We start from the raw sequence: 20,475 nt of genomic DNA, 5'->3' as shown, positions 1-20,475 counted from the left end.
TGACCCGGTGAAAGAGGCCAATGCCTGGAAAACGCAAATCCGGGGCGGCGCCGCTACCGAATCTGATTGGGTACGCGCCAGCGGCGTAACCCGGATGAAGTTAAGAGCCGCCGAAAAGCTGAAATTGACGAAAACAAAGAACTGGGACTGGTGTATGACACCGACCCCGCCAACGACAAAGGAGGCACCAGTGCCGAAGCTAACCACAGGACGGCCGCCGTCCGAAAGCCAGCGTAAAAAATAGCTGGTTTCGTATGCAAGCCGGCACCACAGGGGATGCCGATATTTTTATCTATGACGAGATTGGTTATTGGGGGTAACGGCGAAACAGTTTGTCAGCGATCTGAAAGCACTCGGTGAAGTCAGCCACATCAATCTTCACATTAACTCGCCCGGTGGCGATGTTTTTGATGGCATCGCCATTTTTAATGCGCTGAAGCACCACGGCGCGGCGATCACGGTGCATATCGATGGACTTGCTGCGTCTATGGCGTCGGTCATTGCCATGGTGGGTAACCCGGTCATCATGCCGGAAAACACGATGATGATGATCCATTATCCATCACACTACCTCATGGGACGCATGAAGAACCGGATTCATTCATTAACTACTTGTTAATTATGGAGAAGAAAGAAATGTTGTTTGCATTGCTTTTCTACTGTTTTCGGCGTTGCAGCTGAGTGTGTATTGCAATGTGTATTGCAGAATGAGGTTTTATGGCTGGCGAGAACAAGTTAAGCGACAAGGCGTTAAAAGCCTTACATGGTAAACCCCAGCGGCGTCAAAAGATGGTGGCCGATGGTCGGGGACTGTCTGTCAGAGTCAGCATGAGTGGCACTGTAAGCTTTGTTTATTTCTTCAGACATTCTGGCCGACAGAGTTCCCCTGTCTGGATGACGTTAGGCAAGTATCCAGATATGACACTCAAACAGGCCAGGGAGAAAAGGACGAGTGCAGGGGATGGCTGTCACAGGGTCTTGATCCACGGATAGAGAACAAACTCACCAAAGAGAGCCTGTTCACGCCTGTGACTGTTAAGAACGCTATCGATTACTGGTTTGATAACTATGCCAGGGAAAAACGCAAAGAGACGGTGCGCCTCTATCGCCGTTATGAGAGATACATCTTTCCCTACATCGGTGGGTTTCCTGTCGAAAAATGTGGACTGTCTGACTGGATAAAATGCTTTGATCGGGTAAAGAAAGTAGCACCGGTTCAATCTGCAGCGATGCTTATCGAGCTTAAACAGATCTTCAAATACTGCCGGGTACGTCAGTATGTGCGGTGTAATGTGCTGGATGATTTGAGTCCTGGCGATATCGGTAAGTATCAGAACAAGAGAGAGCGGCTGCTTGAGGAAAGCTATGTTGCTGACCTGTGGGGTGTTTACTTTCATGGTAAGGGTAAAACCCGCGTAATGAATTACAAAAAACGGATGGCGATTTTGTGTCTTGTGTTTGGATGCCGACTCAGTGAGGTTCGCCTATCCAGGTGGGATGAATGGGACTTCGATAAATGGCTTTGGACGGTGCCGAAAGAGCACAGTAAAAACGGTGAAGAGATTATTCGTCCCGTTCCTCAAAAAATGCGTCAGTGGTTTGTAAACCTGCACGAAGAGACGAAAAGGCGCAGTTGCATACTTGGCGAACTGAAATCTGATTCAACCGTCAGCACAATGGGGTGTACAAACTTTACCTCCCTGAAACATGAAAAACGTTGGTCACTACATGATTTGAGACGCACGTTTTCTACAAGTCTTAATGAGATGGGCGTTGATTTTATTGTCGTAGAGCAGTTGCTGGGCCACACAATAAAAGGAGTGGCCGGTATCTATAACCGCAGCAAGTATATTTCTCAAAAGCAAGAAGCGCTGGACCGATGGGTTGATTACCTTGATGGGCTGGTGGGTGAAGAAAATACAGTTAAGGTGATTAAGAAAAGGAGTGCCTGATATGGCTATGTTGTCCGTTGTGAAAAAGAAGATCTCCAGTACATTCCTGAGCTTGACCGAATGATTCGCGAACCTGAATGCCGTGCGATGACTACGTTGTCTAACTCAACACGCTGGCGTATGGAACAGGAAGGAAAATTTCCTAGACGTATTAAAATTGGACCTTCAGCTGTTGCATATCGGCTGTCTGAAGTGCAGATGTGGATTAGTGGTAAGTGGTGCGCAAAATAATGAACCGAGTATAATTTAATATTCCCAGCTAAAATAGCTGGGAATAAATAAATCTCATCATACTTTACGGTATGAATTTCTCATCAATAGTGAAGATTTTATTTAATTTGTCTTTAACTGGGATGCGATAAAATGTTATGTAAATTTCCCCGAACTCTTTTGGACAATGTAACTTTTCAGTTACTTTGTGGTTGATTATTTCTCTTAATGAGATTTTTGCGTAAGCTAAGCCGCCATATTCCTTTGGAATTATAAAAAAATCAAGATTGATTTTATCAAAATCCTTTTTAAATTCCTTTTCAACGTACTCGAATAAATGGAGGTATTCATGAAGTTCGCTCTCGTGAAGAGTGAATTCAAGTTCCTCACCTAATGTATGATACTTAGCATCGATCATATTTATTTCGTTATCGAACGGAAGGAGGTAGAAGTCTGGACGTTTAGCACCCAATGCATCCATGTTAAGCGGTTTTGACCATTTTTCTTGATGAACGTGAATGAACGGCTGTTTAGTCGCTTCCAAGTGGAGTATTGCGACTTGTTCACCATAATTTCCTGAATATGTTGAGTCTTTATCCTCAAATTCTTTTTGTAATTGTTTTCTCACATTATCTAAGTCTGTCATATAAATATCCTGTAAAATATGATTAACGCTAATAATTTACATATACCTAAACTCAAAGCAGAGCTAAGTACACCATTTGTTCATTGAACCTTAGGGAAGTACCGAGTGAGGTTTTACTTCTACCGTTACTCGGCTATTAGATTTCAGCTCTTATCACTTTCTTTAGCTTTTTTGCGCTGTCGGCGTTTGATCTCGCCTTTTGCGGCTGTAACAAGAAATCCAGCGGTACTTTCACCAACGTACCGTAGTTGCTCTATATCCTCCATTACTTCATGGGGGATTCTTACAGTGGTCATTTGCGATTTTGCATTCTTCGCACCAGTAGCCATTTCTGAAACTCCTTATGTTGGGTGTATTTCAGTATACGCAAAAAAAGTGAGAAGAAAAGGCTTGAGGTGTATTTCACTTTGGGCTAGTTTGAAAGAGGAGGTGAAATACACCTTGAAAGTGCGAAGCCCGGGAGTGCGTCAACACTAACCGGGCTTCTAACCTAACCGTTAACTGGAGTAACGACTATGGCTGGAATACAGCATACCCAAACTCACCCCAAATTTACATGGCTATTCCTTGGCACGCCGCGAGGTCATTCTTGTCTCCCGATAGTTCTGCGCACCGTTGCAGACAATGAAGATACCGCCCGTGCAGCGTTCTGCGGCTGGGACTTGACCTTTGCCGCCAAAATACGAACCGAAAGCCCGCTCTCAGTGTCGTTTATGGATCCTGAGAATCGAACCCTATGGAGCATTCTGGGTAGCGATCCTTACAGCAATGAAGCTGTGGCAATGGAGGTGCGCCATGCTTAAGTTCAAAGATCTTAGTCTCGAAGATGAACTGCGTAAGGCGGTCAGCCTTTTGGCCGCATCTGCTGAACTGCATGGCGGCGCGGAAGAAGAACATGAAATGTCTTTCGATCTGCTCTGCAAAGTTTTGTACCGCCTCCGTCAAATCAAAGAAGCGTATGAGGGGGGCTGTGACCATGCTTAAAGTTATCGATTTGGATGCCTACTATGCAGATCAGCAGCGTGTTCATGCCCTGATTGGCTCAACCTCTGCGCCAGTACCTGCTACTCCGGAAAACATATCGCGTACCCGCCTTCTGCGTGTTCAAACTGGTTTGAGGCACATATTGACTGAGGTCATACCACAAATTACCGATGAGCAGGAACGCCAGGAAGTTTATTTGTGGGTTGATGGCATTTTTTCCATCACTCGTTTTGAAGAAGCGGATGCGGGGAGGGGCGGCGATGATCAGTAACGTCAAATTCAATGAACTGTCTAATCTGGTTGGCCTGCTGTCGTCTCGCATTGATGAGCTTGAGAGCCAGCTCAAAGCGCTGGCCGATACCCAGGGCGGTGATATTCCTCCGGGCATGGCGCCGGTAAGTACCCTTGCGGCAGAGTTTGGGATCTCTACCAAGAAGGCCGAAGAACTGGCGCACAATACTGGCGTCCTTCTGATTAAGCAGAAGTCCGGCGGCTTTATTGCCAATGATGGGAAGTTCAGGGAGGCGGCCAGGCTGGTACTGCGCTCGGCGAAGCGTAAGCACGGATCCGCTTACTGGTTCCATCCGCTGCTTGGCAAGTTCCAAATGAGCGGAGGGATTCCAAAGTGAGCGTGCAATTAACAGCTGTAGAAACGGTGTCTGATGCCCTGTTTGCTTGCTCGTATCTGTGGGCGCATGGTAAGCCATACAGCCGTAGCGAGCTGGATAAAGCCATCCACCAGCACAAAGACCCGACGACCCGGTATGGCAAGCTGGTGGCCCGTCTTAACCATCTTTACGGCATGACCTATGAGTCACTTTGCGAGGCTGGTTATCTCGATACTGATAAAAAACGCATGATCACTGCCCGGCGCTCCGTTCTGGCTGAGGAAGTCGGTGAAGATGAGATGAATGCTTTGCTGTCGGACATTCAACGCATTCAGCGCGTTTTTCCTGATTCTGCCTTAGGCACAAAGCGCACTAAGCTCCCGCTGTCCCGCGGCTCTGAGGGGTTCGATGTTCGTCAGGACTATGTGCTTAAACACTTCCTGCCGGCGCAATCGCTCTGCAGCATTTACGGCCCCAGCGGCTCGTATAAGAGCTTCCTGGCGGTATCGTGGGCCTGCCACATTGCCAGCGGCATCGAGTGGGCTGGTAAGCGGGTTACCCCCGGTGCCGTGCTGTACGTGGTTGGCGAGGGTGGTGTGGGCGTTCCCCGTAGGATCAGGGCATGGGAGCAAGTGAACTGCCGGAAGGCGGATAACCTCTGGCTGGTTAATCGTCCGGTATTCCCGGTACGTGAGTCCGAAGTATCCGAAGTGCTTCTGGCCGCGCGACAGATTGAGGCTGAGTGTGGTGTACCGGTTCGCCTGGTGGTGATCGATACGCTGGCCCGCTGCTTTGGTGGTAACGATGAGAACGACGCCCGTGATATGGGTGCGTTTATCGAGGGATGCGACACCATCAAACAGAAAACAGGCGCAACGGTGCTGGTGGTCCATCACTCCGGCAAGGATGAGGCAAAAGGTGCCCGCGGTTCCAGTTCGTTCCGTGCCGCCCTGGATGCTGAATTTAACGTTAAGCGTGAGGGGGAGGGGAAAGCGCTTATTCTGGCCTGCACCAAGATGAAGGACTCAGAAGAGCCAGAACGCAAGGCCTATGACCTGCGAACCGCTGAGCTTTATACCGACGAAGATGGCGAGCTGATTTGTTCTCTGGTCGTCAGGGATGAACCACGAGAGGCCAAAGAGATAGATCCTGACCTGATTGGCGTTTCAAAGCTCTCAGGAAATCACATGGCTTTATGGCAGGCGATACGAAGCCGAACGGCGCAAGGTGAGTCCTGCACCCGGGCAATTCTCCGTGATGACCTGAAAGCAACCGGCATTGATACCAAGCATTTCACTCGATGGCTGCAGAAGCTGATCGATGATGGCCTGATTATCCAGAACGGGGAAATTGTGACTATCCAATCTTTACGTGAAGTGGGGAATTAAGTGGGGGGCATGTGGTAGTGATGGGGAAGTGAACCCCTAATTACCCACTTTCACCCTGTATACACGGAGGAAGTGGGTAATTTACTGCAAACCCTTGCCATTGCTGGCCTGAGAGTGTATTTGTCAAAATGGTGGTGGGTGGTAAGTGGGAATAAGTTAAAGTGGGTCGTAAGTGGGAATTTAAGATTCATTCATTAGGGAGTATGTTTGGTGAAACAATTTCAATTAAAAAGAAAACATCATTATGTTTGGGCATATTACCTTAAGGGATGGGCTGAGGATGAGAAAAACGTTTGGTATATATCTAAAAAAGGGAACCCAAGCTTTGATAGTGTTCGTGGCATAGGTTGTGAAAAACACTTTTATAAAGTAGGTGCAGTTAGCAAGGGTGATATTGAATTGATGAAACTTTGGTTGAGTGGATGTTCTGCAGAGTTAAGGTCTTTACATCTTCAATTGATAGATATTGTGTGTTGGGCACAAAATAAAGCTAAAAATTTAAACGATATTGCACTTTCAAAGTTGAATGTTGATTTAAATGAATTAATCTCAAATAATTTATTTGAGAATTATATGTCAAGCCAGGAAAACAGTGCTGTTGATGTAATGAAAAAACTAAGGGTTGGTGACTTAACCTGTTTAGATGATAAGGAAGAACGCTGGCAGTTTAGTTATTATATGGGTTACCAGTTTAGCAGAACAAAACGCATGAGGGATGCATTAATCTATTCGGTGAAGATTAGTCCATTTGATGAAAGCGTTAAAGTGCGATGGCTTGATTTTTATTCTAAGCATTGGTGGTTTGTTTGCTCTTTTATTGGGACTAACCTTTCCAAGGATATTGCATTGAATGAAAACAGAAAAATAAAAATATTAACAAATCATACGGATAAATCCTTTATAACATCAGACCAACCAGTGGTTAATTTAAATCCTGATGGAAAAGATGGAGAAAATATAGATTATTACTATCCAATATCTAGTGACCGAGCATTACTTATATTAAATTCTGGTTTGATTGATTTTTGTGAAAGTATAACAGATGCGAATGATGTCGACTTTTTGAATAAAAAAATAGCAAGTTTTGCTGGTGATACTATTTTTGCAGTTAATAAGGAAGCATTGTTGGCATATAAAAATGAATTCAATAAACGAGAGTATAAATTTCCATAACATGTTGTTTCGAAAAATTTCCTTACGGTGCGAGATTTTTATGCAATGTGATTAATCTGTTTTTCTGATGAAACTCATTTTACTTACCACTTTTAGTGATCAATAATCGTTCTTGTACCATCATTCACGATAGGGGCAAGAAGATGTCAGAACAAAGCAATAAGCAGCATGATAAAGGCGGAACGGTCCATATTGATGCTGAGACGATGAGAAAGATAGAAGAGTACCAGGCATACATTCGTGAAAAACACCCGGAGATGCCCGTTCCCACTAAAGGCCAGATTGTGCGTAGCAGCGTGACTTACTGGCATCACCATACGCTGGGGGCATGGGTATGAAAGGCTGGTACACCATCAAAGCAGCGAGCGACGGCGCCAGTGCAAATATCAGCATTTACGAAGAGATCGGCGGCTGGGGAATTACGGCCCAGCAGTTTTCCGAAGACCTGAAAGCCCTGGGTGATATCTCTCATATCAGCCTGCACATTCACTCTCCTGGCGGGGATGTGTTCGACGGCATCGCAATCTACAACCTCCTGAATAAACACCCGGCAAAAGTCACTGTGCAAATTGATGGTCTGGCGGCGTCTATGGCTTCCGTTATTGCTATGGCCGGTGACCGTATCGTTATGCCTGAAAATGCACTCATGATGATTCATAAGCCGTGGGGTATTTCCGGCGGGAACGCTAACGACATGCGCGACTATGCCGAGCTGCTGGACAAGGTGGAAAGCGTTCTAATTCCGGCTTATGCCCGTAAAACGGGTAAATCAGCCGAAGTACTTGGCGCCATGCTTGAAGATGAAACCTGGATGGACGGACGCGAATGCGTGGCACAGGGTTTTGCCGATGAACTGTTACCTGCCGTCAATGCGATGGCCAGAATTGAATCGAAACGAATTGAGGATTTTGAACATATGCCAAACGCACTTAAAGGGATGATCACCAGCCCAAAAGGCTCCACCAGCAGCGCGGTACCGGAACAAAACCGCATTAACGGCATTAAAGATCTCTTCGCTATGTTTGGCGGCAAACATGACACGCTTAAGATGCAGTGCCTGGAGGATGTGGAATGTACCCCGGAAAAGGCGAAAAACATACTGCTGGCGGCTCTGGGAAAATCGGGCACGCCATCAAACAAAACCACTGATGCGCACATTTACGCAGGTAACGGGAACATCACAGGCGACAGTATCCGCCAGGGACTTAATGCACGGCTGGGCCATGAACGTGCTGAGCGTGGTAATCCTTACGCAATGATGAGCCTGTTTGAAATGGCTCAGGCTTCGCTGGTGGATCGTGGTATCAGCATTAGCGGTTTCGGTAACCGTTCGCAGATTGTCAATCTGGCCTTCACTCACAGCAGCAGTGATTTTTCCCATATCCTCGCTGGTGGTGCTGAAAAGTCAGTGCTGACCGGCTGGCAGAACAGCGGCGAGACATTCCAGCAGTGGGCTAAGGCAGGATCACTGCCTAACTTCCATGAGGCTAAGCGCGTTGGCCTGAATGGTTTTTCAGAGCTGGCAAAAGTGCCGGAAGGTGCAGAGTATAAGTACGTCACGACCAGTGACAGCGGCGTACCCATCGCCCTGGCGACATACGGGAATATCTTCTCTGTTACCCGGCAGGCAATCATCAATGACGACCTGAACCAGCTGACCACTATCCCACAGGCAATGGGCCGCGCTGCTGCCCGTACCGTTGGCAATCTGGTTTATCTCCACCTTACTACTAACGCTAAATTCACCGATGGTAAGGCGCTGTTCCATGCTGACCATCACAACCTCATTGCTAAAGGGATGGATACTGACGGCCTGAACGAGGCTCGCAAGGCTATGCGTTTGCAGCAGGACGCCAACGGCGACCCTATCAATGTGATCCCCGCTTATATCCTGGTGCCGGCCGCGCTGGAAGGTGCAGCCAACCGCGCAGTGCTTTCCGCTTCCTCACTGTTCCCTGTAGACCAGAACGGCACGCTGAACCAGAACCCCGGCATTATCAACGTGGTGAAGGATATGGCGCAGGTGATTGTTGAGCCTCGACTGGATAAATCCAATAACAAAGAGTGGTATGTGGCCGCGGCGAAGGGAACTGACACCATTGAGGTTGCCTATCTGGATGGGATGGACGTCCCGTACCTGGAGCAGCAGGAAGGCTTTACCGTTGATGGCATTGCCTGGAAGGTGCGCATTGATGCTGGCGTGGCTGCGCTCGACTACCGCGGCATGGTCAAGTCTGGTGGTGGCGCGTGATGGCGAGATGGGCGGCTGAGGCCGCTCGTTTTCAATGGGTCCTCCGGGCGGGGCTTCCTGCCACGGGGCGGCGGCATCGCGGGAAACGGCGCGTTTTCTGATTCTATGGGTATCATCATCATTCGTTAAATTACTGATTTTTATAGTGTGAAATTTGGCGGTAACGGAAAAGATGATGGTTTGTGTGTTTTTTGTTCATCATCATGAGGCTTTTGGCGATGAAAAAAGTGCAGATGACGATAATTGAGCTGGCAGAGGTCACCGGCGTTCACCGGCAAACAGTTTCAAAGCGCCTGGCAGGTATACCGCCGCTCCCCGGTAGTAGCAGTAAGAGAAAATTTTATGATCTCAAGTCAGCCCTATCAGCAATTTATAAAGGTAAGGATAAACGGAATGATTAATGCCGAAGTGATGACAACCATTAAGCTGAGTGGCTCTCTGGCCAAAATTTTTGGAAGAGAACATCAGCGGCTTATTAGCTCAACACGGGAAGCATTTCGGGCGCTGGCAGCCACGCTACCTGGTTTCGAAAAGTACATGAATACAAGTAAATCGCGAGGGCTGACGTTTGCCATTTTCGTGGATAGCAAAAACATCAACGAAGACGATCTGGATTTCCCTAATGCTGGCCGAACTATCCGAATGGTGCCGGTCATCATGGGCAGCAAAAAGGCTGGGATGCTTCAAACCATTCTTGGCGCGGTGTTGGTTGTCGTTGGGGCTCTTGGCGTAACCATAGGTCAGGCATGGGGCGGCGGCGCATGGGGGCCAGCTGCGATGAAAATTGGGGCTGCTATGGTAGCTGGTGGCATTGTACAGATGTTATCACCTCAAGCTCCCGGACTGTCTAGCAAGCGTGACTCAGACAATAAAGCCTCATATGCATTCGGCGGCGTGACAAATACTGCAGCGCAGGGATACCCGGTTCCGCTGGGGTACGGTAAGCGCCGTATTGGTGGCGCCATAATTTCGGCGGGGATCTACGTCGAAAATAAGATGTAATAGTGTAATTTATAGAACTGTCATTTAATTGTCTTAGCTTCCTTAAATTTGAGTGAATTATTCCATTCATCAATCACATCTTTTCCCAATGGCAGGTTGAAAACGTTTTTTATAGTTTGTTTGATACCTGATTTCAATTCTATTTCATTTTTATCATTAAGAATGGTATCGAAGGATAAGAAATCTTCGATACCACTGATATTTCTATTTTCTTTTAATGCGCGTATTGTTCTCTCTTTAAAGTAAGTATCACATCTAGAACCGAAGATGACACCTTTAACTAGTGAAGGATCGTGGTGAAATATCTCACCATTGGATTGATGCGGGGAGTATAAAACCAGGCGACTTTCTTTTTCATATTCCCAATGGTTATTTTTAGTGAAAAAATAATTCCCATTATCGATAGTGTTTTCGGAGATCACTTTCCAAAGATCAATTTGTTCAGGGCTGTTTGAGTATCTGACATCCATCATCTTCACATCATACTCACTCTTTCCGAGAATATGTGTTTTAAGTTTAGTTGTGTTATCTTCAAAATCATATATTAATATGCATCCTTTAAAACCATTGGCATAATGAGACCACATAAGATAATTGAAAGGGTCCCTGCTAAAGGATACGGAAATGAAATTTGTATTATTCTTGATATGAATAAACTTATCCATTAATAGTGAGGCTGCGGAGGTAACATCCGTTCCTTTTGCTAGTTCATTGTTTTTTATAATGTCTATTATATTGCGTTTGTATATGGTTTTATCCTCGACTATTTTTGCGAGGCTCTTTCCCTTAAATAGGTTATTTATTGAAATATAGAAATCATCACCTTGTGGTTTGGAAATATAATCCATTAACAAAACAAAACCATTATCATAACTGCCAATAAATTGTTTCCATAAATCTATGCCATCCCAAAAAATGGGATTGAACCATAAGTCCATTGGATCATTTAGTGAGCTATTGGCGGCAAAAAAAAGCTCGTTATAACGTATTGATTTATCAAAGTTCGCATCATTTCTGAAATATTTGAAGTAATACATGCTCAGTTCATCGCTCCTTTGAATTTGTGTGTATTGCAACGTGTATTGCAGCTCATCAGCAAGAATCCATTTTAATAAAAAAATGCCTTTTGAACCAGTTAGTTGTTTTCAAATCATTGCATGATGATCCACAAGCCCTGGGGCTTTGCCGGTGGGGATGCCAACGACATGCGCGACTACGCCGATCTGCTGGACAAGGTTGAAAGTGTCCTGATCCCTGCCTACGCGCAAAAGACCGGTAAAACCACCGAAGAGATTGCCGCGATGCTGGAGGATGAAACCTGGATGGATGGCGCTGAATGCCTCGCCCTGGGTTTCGCTGACCAGACCACCCCCGCTCTGCAGGCAATGGCCTGTATCCATTCAAAACGTATTGAGGAATTTGAAAAAATGCCAAACAGCATTCGTAACATGGTCACCCCACCACGTAACACCGTCCAGCGTGATCCACAGAAGCCAAATGCTCAGGCGCCAGTAAACGCACCTGATCCTGTCGACGAAACCGCAATCCGTGCGCGGGTGATGGCCGAGCAAAAAGCCCGCGTTACCGGCATTAACGACCTGTTTGCCATGTTTGGCGGTAAGCATAGCGAACTGCAGGCCAGCTGCGTGGCCGATTTGGATTGCACCGTTGAAAAGGCGAAAGACCAGCTGCTGGCCGCCCTGGGCAAATCCAGTACACCCTCCAACAAAAACAGCGCCGCGCACATTCACGCCGGGAACGGAAACTTTGTCGGGGATGGTATTCGTCAGGCGCTGATGGCCCGTGCAGGCTATGAAAAGCAGGAAAGCGATAACGTCTACAACGGCATGACCCTGCGTGAATATGCCCGTATGGCGCTGACTGAGCGCGGGATTGGCGTTTCCAGTCTTAATCCGATGCAGATGGTTGGCCAGGCGCTGACGCACAGCACGTCGGATTTCGGCAACATTCTGCTGGATGTGGCGAATAAGTCGCTGCTGCTGGGCTGGGAAGAAGCCGACGAAACCTTTGAACAGTGGACCAAAAAAGGCCAGCTCTCTGACTTTAAAACCGCGCATCGCGTCGGTATGGGTGGTTTCCCTTCATTGCGTAAGGTTCGTGAGGGGGCAGAGTATAAGTACATCACTACCGGCGATAAAGGCGAGACTATTGCGCTGGCCACCTTTGGCGAAATCTTCTCTGTCACCCGTCAGGCAATCATCAATGACGATCTGAATCAGCTCACTGATGTTCCGATGAAGATGGGGCGCGCGGCGAAAGGTACAATCGGTGATCTGGTTTATGCCATTCTGACCACGAACGCGAAACTGTCCGACGGTAAAGCGTTGTTCCACGCTGACCATAAAAACCTGTCCAGCGGCGCCATTTCAGTCGCCAGTATCGATGAAGCCCGGAAAAGTATGCGGCTGCAGAAAGAAGGCGAACGTACGCTCAACATTCGTCCGGCCTACATGCTTGTTCCGGTTGGGCTGGAAACGCTCGCAAACCAGACTATCAAGTCTGCCAGCGTGAAAGGGGCGGATATTAACGCCGGCATCAACAACCCGATTCAGAACTTTGCGGAAGTGATTGCTGAGCCGCGCCTCGATGCTGCTGATGCCGCTGCCTGGTATCTGGCTGCAGCGAAGGGGAGCGACACTATCGAGGTGGCTTACCTCAATGGTATCGATACGCCGTACATCGACCAGCAGGAAGGGTTTAACACTGACGGTATTGCCACGAAAGTCCGTATTGATGCAGGTGTTGCGGCGCTGGATTATCGCGGCATGGCCAAATCTTCCGGCAAGTAATCTTCTGCGTTTTACCTCCTCGCCCGTCAGGGCTTTTTTTATACCCAAAATCAGCCCCGGCAGGGGCTGAATGGAGAATGTTATGGCTAAAAACTTCGTGCAAAACGGGAACACGATCCCGGTAAACAATGCCGGAAACAGTGAAATCCTGAGTGGAGATCTGGTGGTTATTGGTTCGCTTGTCGCGGTGGCAATTAAGGATATCCCTGCCGGCGGTATCGGGGATGGTTTTGCTTCCGGGGTGTTTCTTCTGCCCAAACTGGCTGCTGATGATATCGCCGCCGGTACGGCGGTGTTTATTAAAGACGGGAAAATCCAGCTCGACAAAGCGGATGCGGTCGCTGCGGGCGTTGCCTGGGAAGCTGCGGGTACTGGCGTGACCGTCATTGAAGTAAAAATTAATGGCTAACGCCTTTGACCGGCTGGCGGCTCGCATGGATGCGGCCACCATCGTGAAGATGGGCAAGACCGCCACAATTAACGGACAGGACTTCGATGTTGTCCCGGCGGAGCAGTTGGAAGAAATGGGACCTCTGTCCGGTAACGGTACCGCGCTGGTGGTTTTCTCGACTACCTACAAACCCCGCCGGAACGACGAGGTGACCTGGGAGGGGAAAACCCTGATGGTGACGCGTTTCGATTCGTTTAACGGCAAACCGAGGATCCACCTTGAGTAAGGGGGTTTTATGTCAGTCAAGGGCCTGGAAAGGGCAATCCAGAACCTGAACAGCCTGAGCCGCATGATTGTGCCGGATGCCACCGCGAAAGCGTTAAACCGGGTGGCGGGGCGAACAATAAGCCAGGGCAGTAAGCAGGTGGCTAAAGAGGTAACCGTCGATGATAACCGCAAAAAAGGGCTCCCGGTTCGGCTTGTCCGGCAACGCTCAAGGCTCAAAAAGGCTCGCCATGATCGTCTCGTCGCTTCAATAAAAATTAACCGCGGCAACCTGCCGGCAATAAAGCTCGGCGCAGCTCGAGTAAGGCTATCACGTCGTAAAGGTGCGAAACACGGGCAGGGGAGCGTGCTGAAAGTGGGGCCTTATACCTTCCGCAATGCGTTCATCCAGCAACTGGCTAATGGCCGCTGGCAGGTAATGCGGCGTGTCGGGCGCTCCCGCTACCCCATCGATGTTGTGAAAGTTCCCCTGGATGCGCCGTTAACGCAGGCATTTACCACCATTTCAAAAAACCTTATCCAGAGCGATATGCCAAAGGAATTGTCAGCCGCACTTAAAAACCAACTGAGGATCCACCTGAAGCGATGAGCAAACACAGCGCTATACGTGCCGCCGTCCTGGCGAAGCTGAAAGCCGATATCTCTGACTCCGTCACCTGGTTTGACGGGCGGCCGGCATTCCTTGAAGAGGGGGATCTTCCTGCTGTGGCGGTGTATTTGTCAGACGCCGAATATACCGGTGCCACGCTTGATGCTGACGACTGGCAGGCAGTTCTTCACATCGAAGTTTTCCTGAAAGCAACAAATCCTGATACCGCGCTCGACAACTGGCTGGAAGAGAAGGTTTATCCGGCTACGGAGGAGATCCCCGGACTTGAAGCGCTTATCGAAACGATGACCCCGCAGGGCTATGACTATCAGCGCGACGATGAGATGGCCACCTGGGGATCTGTCGACCTGACCTACGCTATCACCTATTCAATGTAAGGAAATCACTATGGCAACCCCAAATCCTCTCGCGCCGGTTAAAGGTGCGGGAACCACGCTCTGGCTGTATACCGGGACCGGCGATCCCTACAGCAACCCGCTGAGTGATGCCGACTGGACCCGTCTCGCAAAAATCAAAGAGATCACCCCGGGTGAAATGACCGCAGAATCCTACGACGACACCTACGTCGACGATGAGGATGCGGACTGGAACTCGACCGCTCAGGGGGCAAAATCTGCCGGCGATACCAGTTTTACTCTGGCCTGGAAACCGGGTGAATCCGGCCAGCAGGGGCTGGTGGAGTGGTTCAACGAAGGCGACGTCCGTGGTTACAAGATTAAGTACCCAAACGGCGCGGTCGATGTGTTCCGTGGCTGGGTAAGCAGCCTGGGTAAAGCTATCCCGGCAAAAGAAGTGATTACCCGTTCTGTGAAAGTCACCAATACTGGCAAACCATCCCTCGCGGAAGATGACCGCTCCTCATTCGTTCCGGTAACAGGCCTGACTGTTGCTCCGGCGACGGTCGCGGTTGAAGCAGGCAAGACCAAAACGGCGACATTCACGCTGCAACCTGCCGGCGCGACGGATAAATCCCTGCGGATTGTCTCGTCCAACAAAGCGATCGCCACCGTCACTGTGCTGGATAACGTGGTCACCATCACGGGTGTTGCCGCAGGAACGGCGGAGATTATCGGCATGACGCCGGATGGTAATTTCGTTGCGATTGCCACAGTCACAGTCTCCTGATCACCACTTCAAAAGGCCCCTTTAGGGGCCATTTTCACGGGCAAAAATAATGGCGAATCCGAAGGTAAAAATTATGTCGTTTCTGAAAAAAGAAAATCTGTCGATTGGCGGAGAATCTGTACTGCTTTTTGAGCTATCCGCGCTGCAGCGCGCTGAATATTTTGAGTATCTCGCCAGCCTTGAAGCGGATATTCCTAAAGATGCCTCTGAAATGAAGATGGGCGCTCTGGTCGTTAAAAAGAACGTCCAGTCAAATGCCTGGCTGGTATCCCGTTCCTTATGGCATAGCACACCGGATCGGGATGAAGAGGAATTGCACCGTGAAGTGATGCGTACCTGGTCGTCTGAGGCGCTGAATATGGCTGTTGAAAAAGTGCTTGAGTTGAGCGACCTGATGCCAAAGCCCCCGGTAGAGGCAGAGTTTGACAATACGGCGCTTGGTGATGAATCAGCAGATGCAGAGTTTGACAATACTGCGCTCGGTGATGAATCAGCAGAGGCGCGCCCCCTGGAAAAATAGTTGCCCGTGAGCGCGCCTTTATTCATCGGCTGGCGCGGGAGTTCCGGCGGGCAGACTGGCGGCGGATGCTCAGTGAAATGAGCGCCTCCGAATTCGCCGGCTGGGTTAGCCACTTTGCAGCAACGCCGTTTAGTGACGAGCTGCTGGACGCTGAGTTTGCCACCACTAAGGGGCTCATCGTGGCGATGCTGACGGGCAATAGCGATATTTCGGATGCTGATTTCAGTCTGCTGACTGGCGAAGTGGGCGAGCCCGAACCAGAAAAGACGGATGAAGACCTGATGTTAGCGGGTGAGGGGGTTTACGGGGGAGTACGGTATGGCCCAGCAAATTAGCGATCTGGTAATTAACCTGGATGTCGACAGCGCTTCCTTCTCAGAACAGGTAGCCCGGATCCGGGGCCAGCTTAAAGGGATGGCCGATGAGTCTGATAAATCCCAGGGGCGAATGGCGAGAGCGGCACAACTTCAGGCTGCCGCGCTGAAGCAAATGGGTGAGGCTGGCGTTAAGGCCGCCAGTGATATCCAGGCAAAACAGTCCGTCGCCGCTGACGAAATGGCGGTTGCATGGAAGAAATCAGCTCAGGCTGTCGATGAAACACACCGGCGCGTAGCGGAATATAGCCAGAAGCTTCAGGATTCGACGACGCAAACTGCCGCGACTGCGAAGCAGCAGGATGAACTGGCCGAGGCGTTTTACCGCGAAATCGACGGCGCCCGGCGGCTTACCAGCGAGACGCAGGCGCTGGCCGGTATGCAGGCGCGTCTGCGTGCGGCGCGCGGACAGGGGAAAATTTCACAGCAGGATTATCTGGCGCTGATAACCCGCACTACTGAGCGGCAGAAAGAGCTGCGGCTGGAAGAGGAAAAAGCCAGTGCCGCCCGCGTCAATTTCATTCAGAAACTGAAATCGCAGGTTGCCGCACAGAACCTCTCTAACGCCGAGATGCTCCGCTACAAAGCCGCGCAGCTTGGCGTCAGTGATTCAGCTGATATCTACATCCGCAAGCTTGATGCGGCGAAAACAGCTACGCATGGACTGGGGTTGCAAAGTGCAGCCGCCCGGCGGGAAATTGGCATCCTGCTTGGCGAGGCGGCACGGGGTAACTTTGGTGCGCTGCGGGGTTCCGGTATTACGCTTGCGAACCGGGCCGGGTGGATAGATCAGCTTATGACATTGCGGGGGCTGGGGATTGCCGGGGTTGTCGGTGGGATTGCCGCCGCCGTGTATACCCTGGGTAAGGCCTGGTACGAGGGGAGCCAGGAGTCAGTCGAGTTCAACAAGCAACTGATCCTGACGGGAAGTTATGCCGGTAAAACCTCCGGGCAACTGGCTGAGCTGGCAAAATCAATTGCAGGGACTCACGGATCGCAGGCAACCAGCGCTGCCGTGCTGGCGCAGGTGGTGGGGAGCGGTAGCTTTAAAGGTTCTCAAATCGAGAGCATTACCCGCGCCGCAGTAGCTATGCAGGAAGCTACCGGGAAAGCGGTCGATGAGACGATCAAGAATTTCCAGAAGCTGTACGATGCGCCAACGAAGGGTTCCGCTGAGCTGAATGCACAGATGCACTACCTCACCGCGTCCCAGTTCCAGTACATCTCCTCGCTCGAGCGCCGCGGCGATAAAGAAGCCGCAGGACAGGCGGCGGCCGATGCCTATAGCCGTGCGGAGCAGCAGCGTAGCCAGCAGATTCTGGATAACCTGGGGCTTGTTGAGCGCGCAGCTTTAGCGACCCGCAATGCCTTTAAAGGTATGTGGGATGAGCTGCTGAATATTGGCCGGGCTGGTAGTGACGCTGCCACGCTACAGACCATGAAAGATACGCTGGCCGAAATTCAGGAGAACGGCAAGCAAGGGCTTTGGGGGCGTTTCAAAAATAACTCGATGGGTGTCGATAAAGCGCAGCTTGAGGCCAACATCAAAAACCTTGAGTTCGTGATCAAATCCCAGGAGGGCTACAACCAGAAAAAAGCCGAGTTCAACCAGATCAATAAAGACGGTATTGATGCACAGGTATCGTTCAACAAATATCTGGATGCCGGTACTACCCAGACTGAGAAGCGTGCGCTGGCACAGAAGGACCTGAACAAAGCCATTGCGGATAATGCCAAAGCCGCGGAAGCAACGCAGACCCTGGCAGAGGATAAAAGGGTTCGTCTCTGGACACCGGAGGAAATAGCGACAGCTCGCGCTGGTATTGAGAAGCTCTATAAGGATCCTAAAACGGCGAAAGCCAAAGGGTATGTGACTCCTGCCGGGGATCGGGCGGAGGATAACAACCAGCGCGACCTGCTGGCGTTGCAGTCACAGCTTGAAGTCCTGAAACAGCACAAAAGCGTCACGGACAGCATCAGCCAGCAGCGAAAAGAATTATGGACTGCGCAGGCTCAGTTCACCGTTCTGGAAGATGCGGCGCGCACCAGGCAGTTGTCGAAGCAAGAACAATCCCTTCTGGCCAGTAAACAGCAGGTACTTCAGCTTGCAAACCAGAAAGCGATTCTTGGCGATCAGATTGTTGCTCAGGAGCAGCTCAACAAGCGGATGGATACCGCGTCGAAATACGTAACGCAAATGGCTGAGAAACAGTCTGCTCTGGTTAACGGTGCAACGATGAGCGACAGGATGGCGGGGCGTGAATCTACGTTCGCTCAGCTTCGCAGCGGGTGGCTTAACGCTGGCGGCACTCTGCAGGATGCGGGTTATCAGCAGCAGCTCAAGGCAGCCAAAGATTACTATGCAGCAGAGGATCAGTTGCGCGGTAACTGGAAGACCGGGGTGGAAAAAAGTTGGGCTGATTACTCTGATGCGGCCACGAACAGCTATGAGCAAATGAAGAACGTGGGGGCCGCCGTTCTGAATGGCGCCTCTTCACAATTGACATCTTTCTTGACGAGAAGCGGGGCCAGCTTTAAGGACTGGACGAAGTCTATCCTGAGCATGCTGGCTGAAATTCTGGTTCAAATGTCTCTGGTGAATGGAGTTAAAGCTGCCGGGAATACTTTTGGTTTTGGAGGGCTTACTGCCAATGCCAAAGGGGGAGTGTATAACTCAGCTTCCTTAAGTGCTTTTAGTGGCAGCATCGTCGATCGGCCTACGTTTTTTGCATTTGCCAAAGGCGGCGGCGTGATGGGCGAAGCCGGGCCGGAAGCCATTTTGCCTCTACGCCGTGGAGCAAACGGCAAGCTAGGCGTTGTTGCCGGTAATGCTGGTGGTGGAAACCCAGTCTTCAATAACACAATCATTCTGCAGAGTGACGGCACAGCCACATCCCAGACTTCAGGCGGCAGCGATGCTATGAATCAGGCGATGATGAAAATGCTCGAGCAGTTTTGCCAGAACAACCTCGTTAAGGCCATCCGTCCAGGGGGCTTGATCTTCAACGCAATGAAATCCCGCTAAAGGTGGCCTATGGCAATCGATACATTCACCTGGCCGACACAAATCGCCAGCCAGCCGGCGACTGAATACAACCGGACAATCCGGAAGATTCAGTTCGGCGACGGTTACAGCCAGGTTTCTGAGGATGGCATTAACTCGGAAAAAATTAAATTTCCGTACTCCTACCGTGGGCCGCTGGCGACGGCGAAGGCCATCAGGGACTTTTGCCGTCAGCACTGCACCCGGTCATTTATCTGGACACCGCCGCACGGTGAGAAGGGCTTATATCGCGCGGCGCCCGACTCGATAAAACTGGTGCCGAACGGTAAAACGCAGGCAACGATATCCGTGACATTTGAGCAGAGCTTTTCTGCCGGGGGAGTGTGATGTCCTTAAACAGTGATTATCAAAAACTGGAGCCGGGAAATACCGTCCGGCTTTTTGAAGTAGACGGCACCGCGTTTGGCGTGAGCGATGTTTTACGCTTCCACGCCTATACCCTCCCTCATACCCCTGAAGAGATTGAAGCCGCCGGCGGCGATGAGTCAAAGTTAGCGGCTAAAGCTATCTGGTGGCAGGGGGAGAAATACTCGGCGTGGCCATGCCAGATAGAGGGCATCGAGCTTTCAACGGATGGCACCGAGGCACAGCCGAAACTTACCGTTGCAAACCTTGATGGTTCCATTACTGCCCTTTGCTTGGCTTATGATGATTTGCTCCAGGCAAAAGTCATGATCCATGACACATTAGCGCAGTATCTGGATGCCGCTAACTTCCCCGCGGGTAACCCGTCAGCCGATCCTACACAGGAAAAGCTGCAGGTCTGGTATATCGACAGCAAAAGCTCCGAGAACAACCGCTCTATCGAGTTTACGCTGAGCAGTCCGATGGACCTTCAAGGCCTGATGATCCCAACGCGCCAGCTGCATTCGCTTTGTACCTGGTGCATCAGAGGCAAATACCGATCCGGCGACGGGTGTGATTATGCCGGAACGCGCTACTTCGACGACAAAAATAACCCTGTCGGGGATCTGTCGCTCGACAAGTGCAGTGGAACATTGCGCGGCTGCAAGCTGCGTTTTGGCGAAGGCGAGCCTCTCCCTTTCGGTGGGTTCCCGGGTACTTCGCTAATCAGGAGTTGA

At 50.1% G+C, this 20,475-nt stretch carries 26 protein-coding genes and 2 pseudogenes; 25 read left to right on the top strand and 3 right to left on the bottom strand.

What is annotated here, in order from left to right; genetic code table 11:
• Nucleotides 1-254: 254 nt before the first annotated feature.
• From FOC35_RS22615 to FOC35_RS22605, 4 genes and pseudogenes are all read left to right on the top strand, one after another.
• Nucleotides 255-580, top strand: a pseudogene (locus FOC35_RS22615) (head maturation protease, ClpP-related); the annotation flags it as partial.
• Nucleotides 581-717: 137 nt separating this feature from the next.
• The gene (locus FOC35_RS22845) at nucleotides 718-993 is read left to right on the top strand and encodes an Arm DNA-binding domain-containing protein (protein ID WP_371810720.1); all 276 of its coding nucleotides are present in this window, start codon (nucleotides 718-720) and stop codon (nucleotides 991-993) included.
• Between the two features lie 35 nt (nucleotides 994-1,028).
• The gene (locus FOC35_RS22610) at nucleotides 1,029-1,952 is read left to right on the top strand and encodes a site-specific integrase (RefSeq protein ID WP_254065334.1); all 924 of its coding nucleotides are present in this window, start codon (nucleotides 1,029-1,031) and stop codon (nucleotides 1,950-1,952) included.
• A gap of 60 nt (nucleotides 1,953-2,012) precedes the next feature.
• Complete coding sequence (locus FOC35_RS22605; RefSeq protein ID WP_172570290.1) at nucleotides 2,013-2,183, top strand: AlpA family transcriptional regulator; 171 nt, start codon at nucleotides 2,013-2,015, stop codon at nucleotides 2,181-2,183.
• Between the two features lie 64 nt (nucleotides 2,184-2,247).
• On the opposite strand, the gene FOC35_RS22600 is transcribed toward FOC35_RS22605, so the two are convergent.
• Together FOC35_RS22600 and FOC35_RS22595 are read right to left on the bottom strand one after the other, a co-directional pair.
• Nucleotides 2,248-2,808, bottom strand: coding sequence for a hypothetical protein (locus FOC35_RS22600; RefSeq protein ID WP_172567771.1), 561 nt, complete (start codon nucleotides 2,806-2,808; stop codon nucleotides 2,248-2,250).
• Nucleotides 2,809-2,951: 143 nt separating this feature from the next.
• On the bottom strand, nucleotides 2,952-3,137 hold the full coding sequence (locus tag FOC35_RS22595; protein WP_172567770.1) for a YlcI/YnfO family protein: 186 nt from the start codon (nucleotides 3,135-3,137) through the stop codon (nucleotides 2,952-2,954).
• Between the two features lie 186 nt (nucleotides 3,138-3,323).
• Here FOC35_RS22595 and FOC35_RS22590 point away from each other — a divergent pair, with 186 nt between their 5' ends.
• The 10 genes from FOC35_RS22590 to FOC35_RS22545 all read left to right on the top strand — a co-directional run bounded on the left by FOC35_RS22590 (nucleotide 3,324) and on the right by FOC35_RS22545 (nucleotide 10,214).
• Nucleotides 3,324-3,611, top strand: a complete 288-nt coding sequence (locus FOC35_RS22590) for a host cell division inhibitor Icd-like protein (RefSeq protein ID WP_172567769.1) — start codon at nucleotides 3,324-3,326, stop codon at nucleotides 3,609-3,611.
• Nucleotides 3,604-3,792, top strand: a complete 189-nt coding sequence (locus tag FOC35_RS22585) for a hypothetical protein (RefSeq protein ID WP_172567768.1) — start codon at nucleotides 3,604-3,606, stop codon at nucleotides 3,790-3,792. Before FOC35_RS22590 ends, FOC35_RS22585 begins: the two co-directional genes overlap by 8 nt.
• Nucleotides 3,785-4,063 (top strand): transcriptional regulator, encoded by a 279-nt coding sequence (locus FOC35_RS22580; protein ID WP_172567767.1) that lies wholly within the window; start codon nucleotides 3,785-3,787, stop codon nucleotides 4,061-4,063. The genes FOC35_RS22585 and FOC35_RS22580 overlap by 8 nt, the downstream gene beginning before the upstream one ends.
• Complete coding sequence (locus tag FOC35_RS22575; protein WP_172567766.1) at nucleotides 4,053-4,421, top strand: hypothetical protein; 369 nt, start codon at nucleotides 4,053-4,055, stop codon at nucleotides 4,419-4,421. Before FOC35_RS22580 ends, FOC35_RS22575 begins: the two co-directional genes overlap by 11 nt.
• On the top strand, nucleotides 4,418-5,788 hold the full coding sequence (locus FOC35_RS22570; RefSeq protein WP_172567765.1) for a helicase RepA family protein: 1,371 nt from the start codon (nucleotides 4,418-4,420) through the stop codon (nucleotides 5,786-5,788). The genes FOC35_RS22575 and FOC35_RS22570 overlap by 4 nt, the downstream gene beginning before the upstream one ends.
• A 210-nt stretch (nucleotides 5,789-5,998) precedes the next feature.
• Entirely contained in the window at nucleotides 5,999-6,961 is a 963-nt protein-coding gene (locus tag FOC35_RS22565) for a DUF4238 domain-containing protein (RefSeq protein ID WP_172567764.1), read from the top strand.
• Nucleotides 6,962-7,104: 143 nt separating this feature from the next.
• Nucleotides 7,105-7,299, top strand: a complete 195-nt coding sequence (locus FOC35_RS22560; protein ID WP_172567763.1) for a hypothetical protein — start codon at nucleotides 7,105-7,107, stop codon at nucleotides 7,297-7,299.
• A complete protein-coding gene (locus FOC35_RS22555; RefSeq protein ID WP_172570289.1) occupies nucleotides 7,296-9,212 on the top strand; it encodes a ClpP-like prohead protease/major capsid protein fusion protein in 1,917 nt (638 codons plus the stop codon). The genes FOC35_RS22560 and FOC35_RS22555 overlap by 4 nt, the downstream gene beginning before the upstream one ends.
• Before the next feature lie 218 nt (nucleotides 9,213-9,430).
• Complete coding sequence (locus FOC35_RS22550; protein WP_172570288.1) at nucleotides 9,431-9,613, top strand: DUF1441 family protein; 183 nt, start codon at nucleotides 9,431-9,433, stop codon at nucleotides 9,611-9,613.
• A complete protein-coding gene (locus FOC35_RS22545) occupies nucleotides 9,606-10,214 on the top strand; it encodes a tail assembly protein (RefSeq protein ID WP_172570287.1) in 609 nt (202 codons plus the stop codon). The genes FOC35_RS22550 and FOC35_RS22545 overlap by 8 nt, the downstream gene beginning before the upstream one ends.
• 20 nt (nucleotides 10,215-10,234) lie before the next feature.
• Here the strand turns inward: FOC35_RS22545 and FOC35_RS22540 are convergent, their stop codons facing one another.
• Complete coding sequence (locus FOC35_RS22540) at nucleotides 10,235-11,251, bottom strand: DUF2971 domain-containing protein (protein WP_172570286.1); 1,017 nt, start codon at nucleotides 11,249-11,251, stop codon at nucleotides 10,235-10,237.
• Between the two features lie 111 nt (nucleotides 11,252-11,362).
• Here FOC35_RS22540 and FOC35_RS22535 point away from each other — a divergent pair.
• The 11 genes and pseudogenes from FOC35_RS22535 to FOC35_RS22485 all read left to right on the top strand — a co-directional run.
• A pseudogene (locus FOC35_RS22535) lies at nucleotides 11,363-13,024 on the top strand (ClpP-like prohead protease/major capsid protein fusion protein); the annotation flags it as partial.
• Between the two features lie 82 nt (nucleotides 13,025-13,106).
• The gene (locus FOC35_RS22530) at nucleotides 13,107-13,433 is read left to right on the top strand and encodes a DUF2190 family protein (protein WP_172570285.1); all 327 of its coding nucleotides are present in this window, start codon (nucleotides 13,107-13,109) and stop codon (nucleotides 13,431-13,433) included.
• Entirely contained in the window at nucleotides 13,426-13,701 is a 276-nt protein-coding gene (locus tag FOC35_RS22525) for a DNA breaking-rejoining protein (RefSeq protein ID WP_172570284.1), read from the top strand. The genes FOC35_RS22530 and FOC35_RS22525 overlap by 8 nt, the downstream gene beginning before the upstream one ends.
• 9 nt (nucleotides 13,702-13,710) lie before the next feature.
• Nucleotides 13,711-14,289, top strand: a complete 579-nt coding sequence (locus tag FOC35_RS22520) for a phage tail protein (protein ID WP_172570283.1) — start codon at nucleotides 13,711-13,713, stop codon at nucleotides 14,287-14,289.
• Complete coding sequence (locus FOC35_RS22515; RefSeq protein WP_172570282.1) at nucleotides 14,286-14,687, top strand: phage minor tail U family protein; 402 nt, start codon at nucleotides 14,286-14,288, stop codon at nucleotides 14,685-14,687. The genes FOC35_RS22520 and FOC35_RS22515 overlap by 4 nt, the downstream gene beginning before the upstream one ends.
• A 10-nt stretch (nucleotides 14,688-14,697) precedes the next feature.
• Nucleotides 14,698-15,435: a phage tail protein gene (locus tag FOC35_RS22510; RefSeq protein WP_172570281.1), complete on the top strand. Its 738-nt coding sequence runs from the start codon at nucleotides 14,698-14,700 to the stop codon at nucleotides 15,433-15,435.
• A 73-nt stretch (nucleotides 15,436-15,508) separates the two neighbouring features.
• Nucleotides 15,509-15,955 (top strand): phage tail assembly chaperone G, encoded by a 447-nt coding sequence (gpG, locus tag FOC35_RS22505; protein WP_172567762.1) that lies wholly within the window; start codon nucleotides 15,509-15,511, stop codon nucleotides 15,953-15,955.
• A 65-nt stretch (nucleotides 15,956-16,020) separates the two neighbouring features.
• Nucleotides 16,021-16,290, top strand: coding sequence for a phage tail assembly protein T (locus FOC35_RS22500; protein ID WP_254065332.1), 270 nt, complete (start codon nucleotides 16,021-16,023; stop codon nucleotides 16,288-16,290).
• Complete coding sequence (locus FOC35_RS22495; RefSeq protein ID WP_172570280.1) at nucleotides 16,274-19,354, top strand: phage tail tape measure protein; 3,081 nt, start codon at nucleotides 16,274-16,276, stop codon at nucleotides 19,352-19,354. Before FOC35_RS22500 ends, FOC35_RS22495 begins: the two co-directional genes overlap by 17 nt.
• 9 nt (nucleotides 19,355-19,363) lie before the next feature.
• Nucleotides 19,364-19,720: a phage tail protein gene (locus FOC35_RS22490; protein ID WP_172570279.1), complete on the top strand. Its 357-nt coding sequence runs from the start codon at nucleotides 19,364-19,366 to the stop codon at nucleotides 19,718-19,720.
• Nucleotides 19,720-20,475: a phage minor tail protein L gene (locus FOC35_RS22485; RefSeq protein WP_172570278.1), complete on the top strand. Its 756-nt coding sequence runs from the start codon at nucleotides 19,720-19,722 to the stop codon at nucleotides 20,473-20,475. Before FOC35_RS22490 ends, FOC35_RS22485 begins: the two co-directional genes overlap by 1 nt.

This window comes from Cedecea sp. FDAARGOS_727 (genome assembly GCF_012273235.1).
GTDB classification, from domain to species: domain Bacteria; phylum Pseudomonadota; class Gammaproteobacteria; order Enterobacterales; family Enterobacteriaceae; genus Cedecea; species Cedecea davisae.
Note: the sequence above shows the minus strand (reverse complement) of the source record. Positions and strands in the feature narration are given on the sequence as shown.

Coding starts and splice junctions, on each gene's coding strand:
- FOC35_RS22515 (WP_172570282.1), top strand. CDS start 14,286: ATGAGCAAACACAGCGCTATACGTGCCGCCGTCCTGGCGAAGCTGAAA.
- FOC35_RS22575 (WP_172567766.1), top strand. CDS start 4,053: ATGATCAGTAACGTCAAATTCAATGAACTGTCTAATCTGGTTGGCCTG.
- FOC35_RS22585 (WP_172567768.1), top strand. CDS start 3,604: ATGCTTAAGTTCAAAGATCTTAGTCTCGAAGATGAACTGCGTAAGGCG.
- FOC35_RS22845 (WP_371810720.1), top strand. CDS start 718: ATGGCTGGCGAGAACAAGTTAAGCGACAAGGCGTTAAAAGCCTTACAT.
- FOC35_RS22580 (WP_172567767.1), top strand. CDS start 3,785: ATGCTTAAAGTTATCGATTTGGATGCCTACTATGCAGATCAGCAGCGT.
- FOC35_RS22500 (WP_254065332.1), top strand. CDS start 16,021: ATGCTCAGTGAAATGAGCGCCTCCGAATTCGCCGGCTGGGTTAGCCAC.
- FOC35_RS22490 (WP_172570279.1), top strand. CDS start 19,364: ATGGCAATCGATACATTCACCTGGCCGACACAAATCGCCAGCCAGCCG.
- FOC35_RS22485 (WP_172570278.1), top strand. CDS start 19,720: ATGTCCTTAAACAGTGATTATCAAAAACTGGAGCCGGGAAATACCGTC.
- FOC35_RS22600 (WP_172567771.1), bottom strand. CDS start 2,808: ATGACAGACTTAGATAATGTGAGAAAACAATTACAAAAAGAATTTGAG.
- gpG (WP_172567762.1), top strand. CDS start 15,509: ATGTCGTTTCTGAAAAAAGAAAATCTGTCGATTGGCGGAGAATCTGTA.
- FOC35_RS22605 (WP_172570290.1), top strand. CDS start 2,013: ATGATTCGCGAACCTGAATGCCGTGCGATGACTACGTTGTCTAACTCA.
- FOC35_RS22510 (WP_172570281.1), top strand. CDS start 14,698: ATGGCAACCCCAAATCCTCTCGCGCCGGTTAAAGGTGCGGGAACCACG.
- FOC35_RS22495 (WP_172570280.1), top strand. CDS start 16,274: ATGGCCCAGCAAATTAGCGATCTGGTAATTAACCTGGATGTCGACAGC.
- FOC35_RS22545 (WP_172570287.1), top strand. CDS start 9,606: ATGATTAATGCCGAAGTGATGACAACCATTAAGCTGAGTGGCTCTCTG.
- FOC35_RS22525 (WP_172570284.1), top strand. CDS start 13,426: ATGGCTAACGCCTTTGACCGGCTGGCGGCTCGCATGGATGCGGCCACC.
- FOC35_RS22550 (WP_172570288.1), top strand. CDS start 9,431: ATGAAAAAAGTGCAGATGACGATAATTGAGCTGGCAGAGGTCACCGGC.
- FOC35_RS22555 (WP_172570289.1), top strand. CDS start 7,296: ATGAAAGGCTGGTACACCATCAAAGCAGCGAGCGACGGCGCCAGTGCA.
- FOC35_RS22590 (WP_172567769.1), top strand. CDS start 3,324: ATGGCTGGAATACAGCATACCCAAACTCACCCCAAATTTACATGGCTA.
- FOC35_RS22530 (WP_172570285.1), top strand. CDS start 13,107: ATGGCTAAAAACTTCGTGCAAAACGGGAACACGATCCCGGTAAACAAT.
- FOC35_RS22560 (WP_172567763.1), top strand. CDS start 7,105: ATGTCAGAACAAAGCAATAAGCAGCATGATAAAGGCGGAACGGTCCAT.
- FOC35_RS22540 (WP_172570286.1), bottom strand. CDS start 11,251: ATGTATTACTTCAAATATTTCAGAAATGATGCGAACTTTGATAAATCA.
- FOC35_RS22595 (WP_172567770.1), bottom strand. CDS start 3,137: ATGGCTACTGGTGCGAAGAATGCAAAATCGCAAATGACCACTGTAAGA.
- FOC35_RS22520 (WP_172570283.1), top strand. CDS start 13,711: ATGTCAGTCAAGGGCCTGGAAAGGGCAATCCAGAACCTGAACAGCCTG.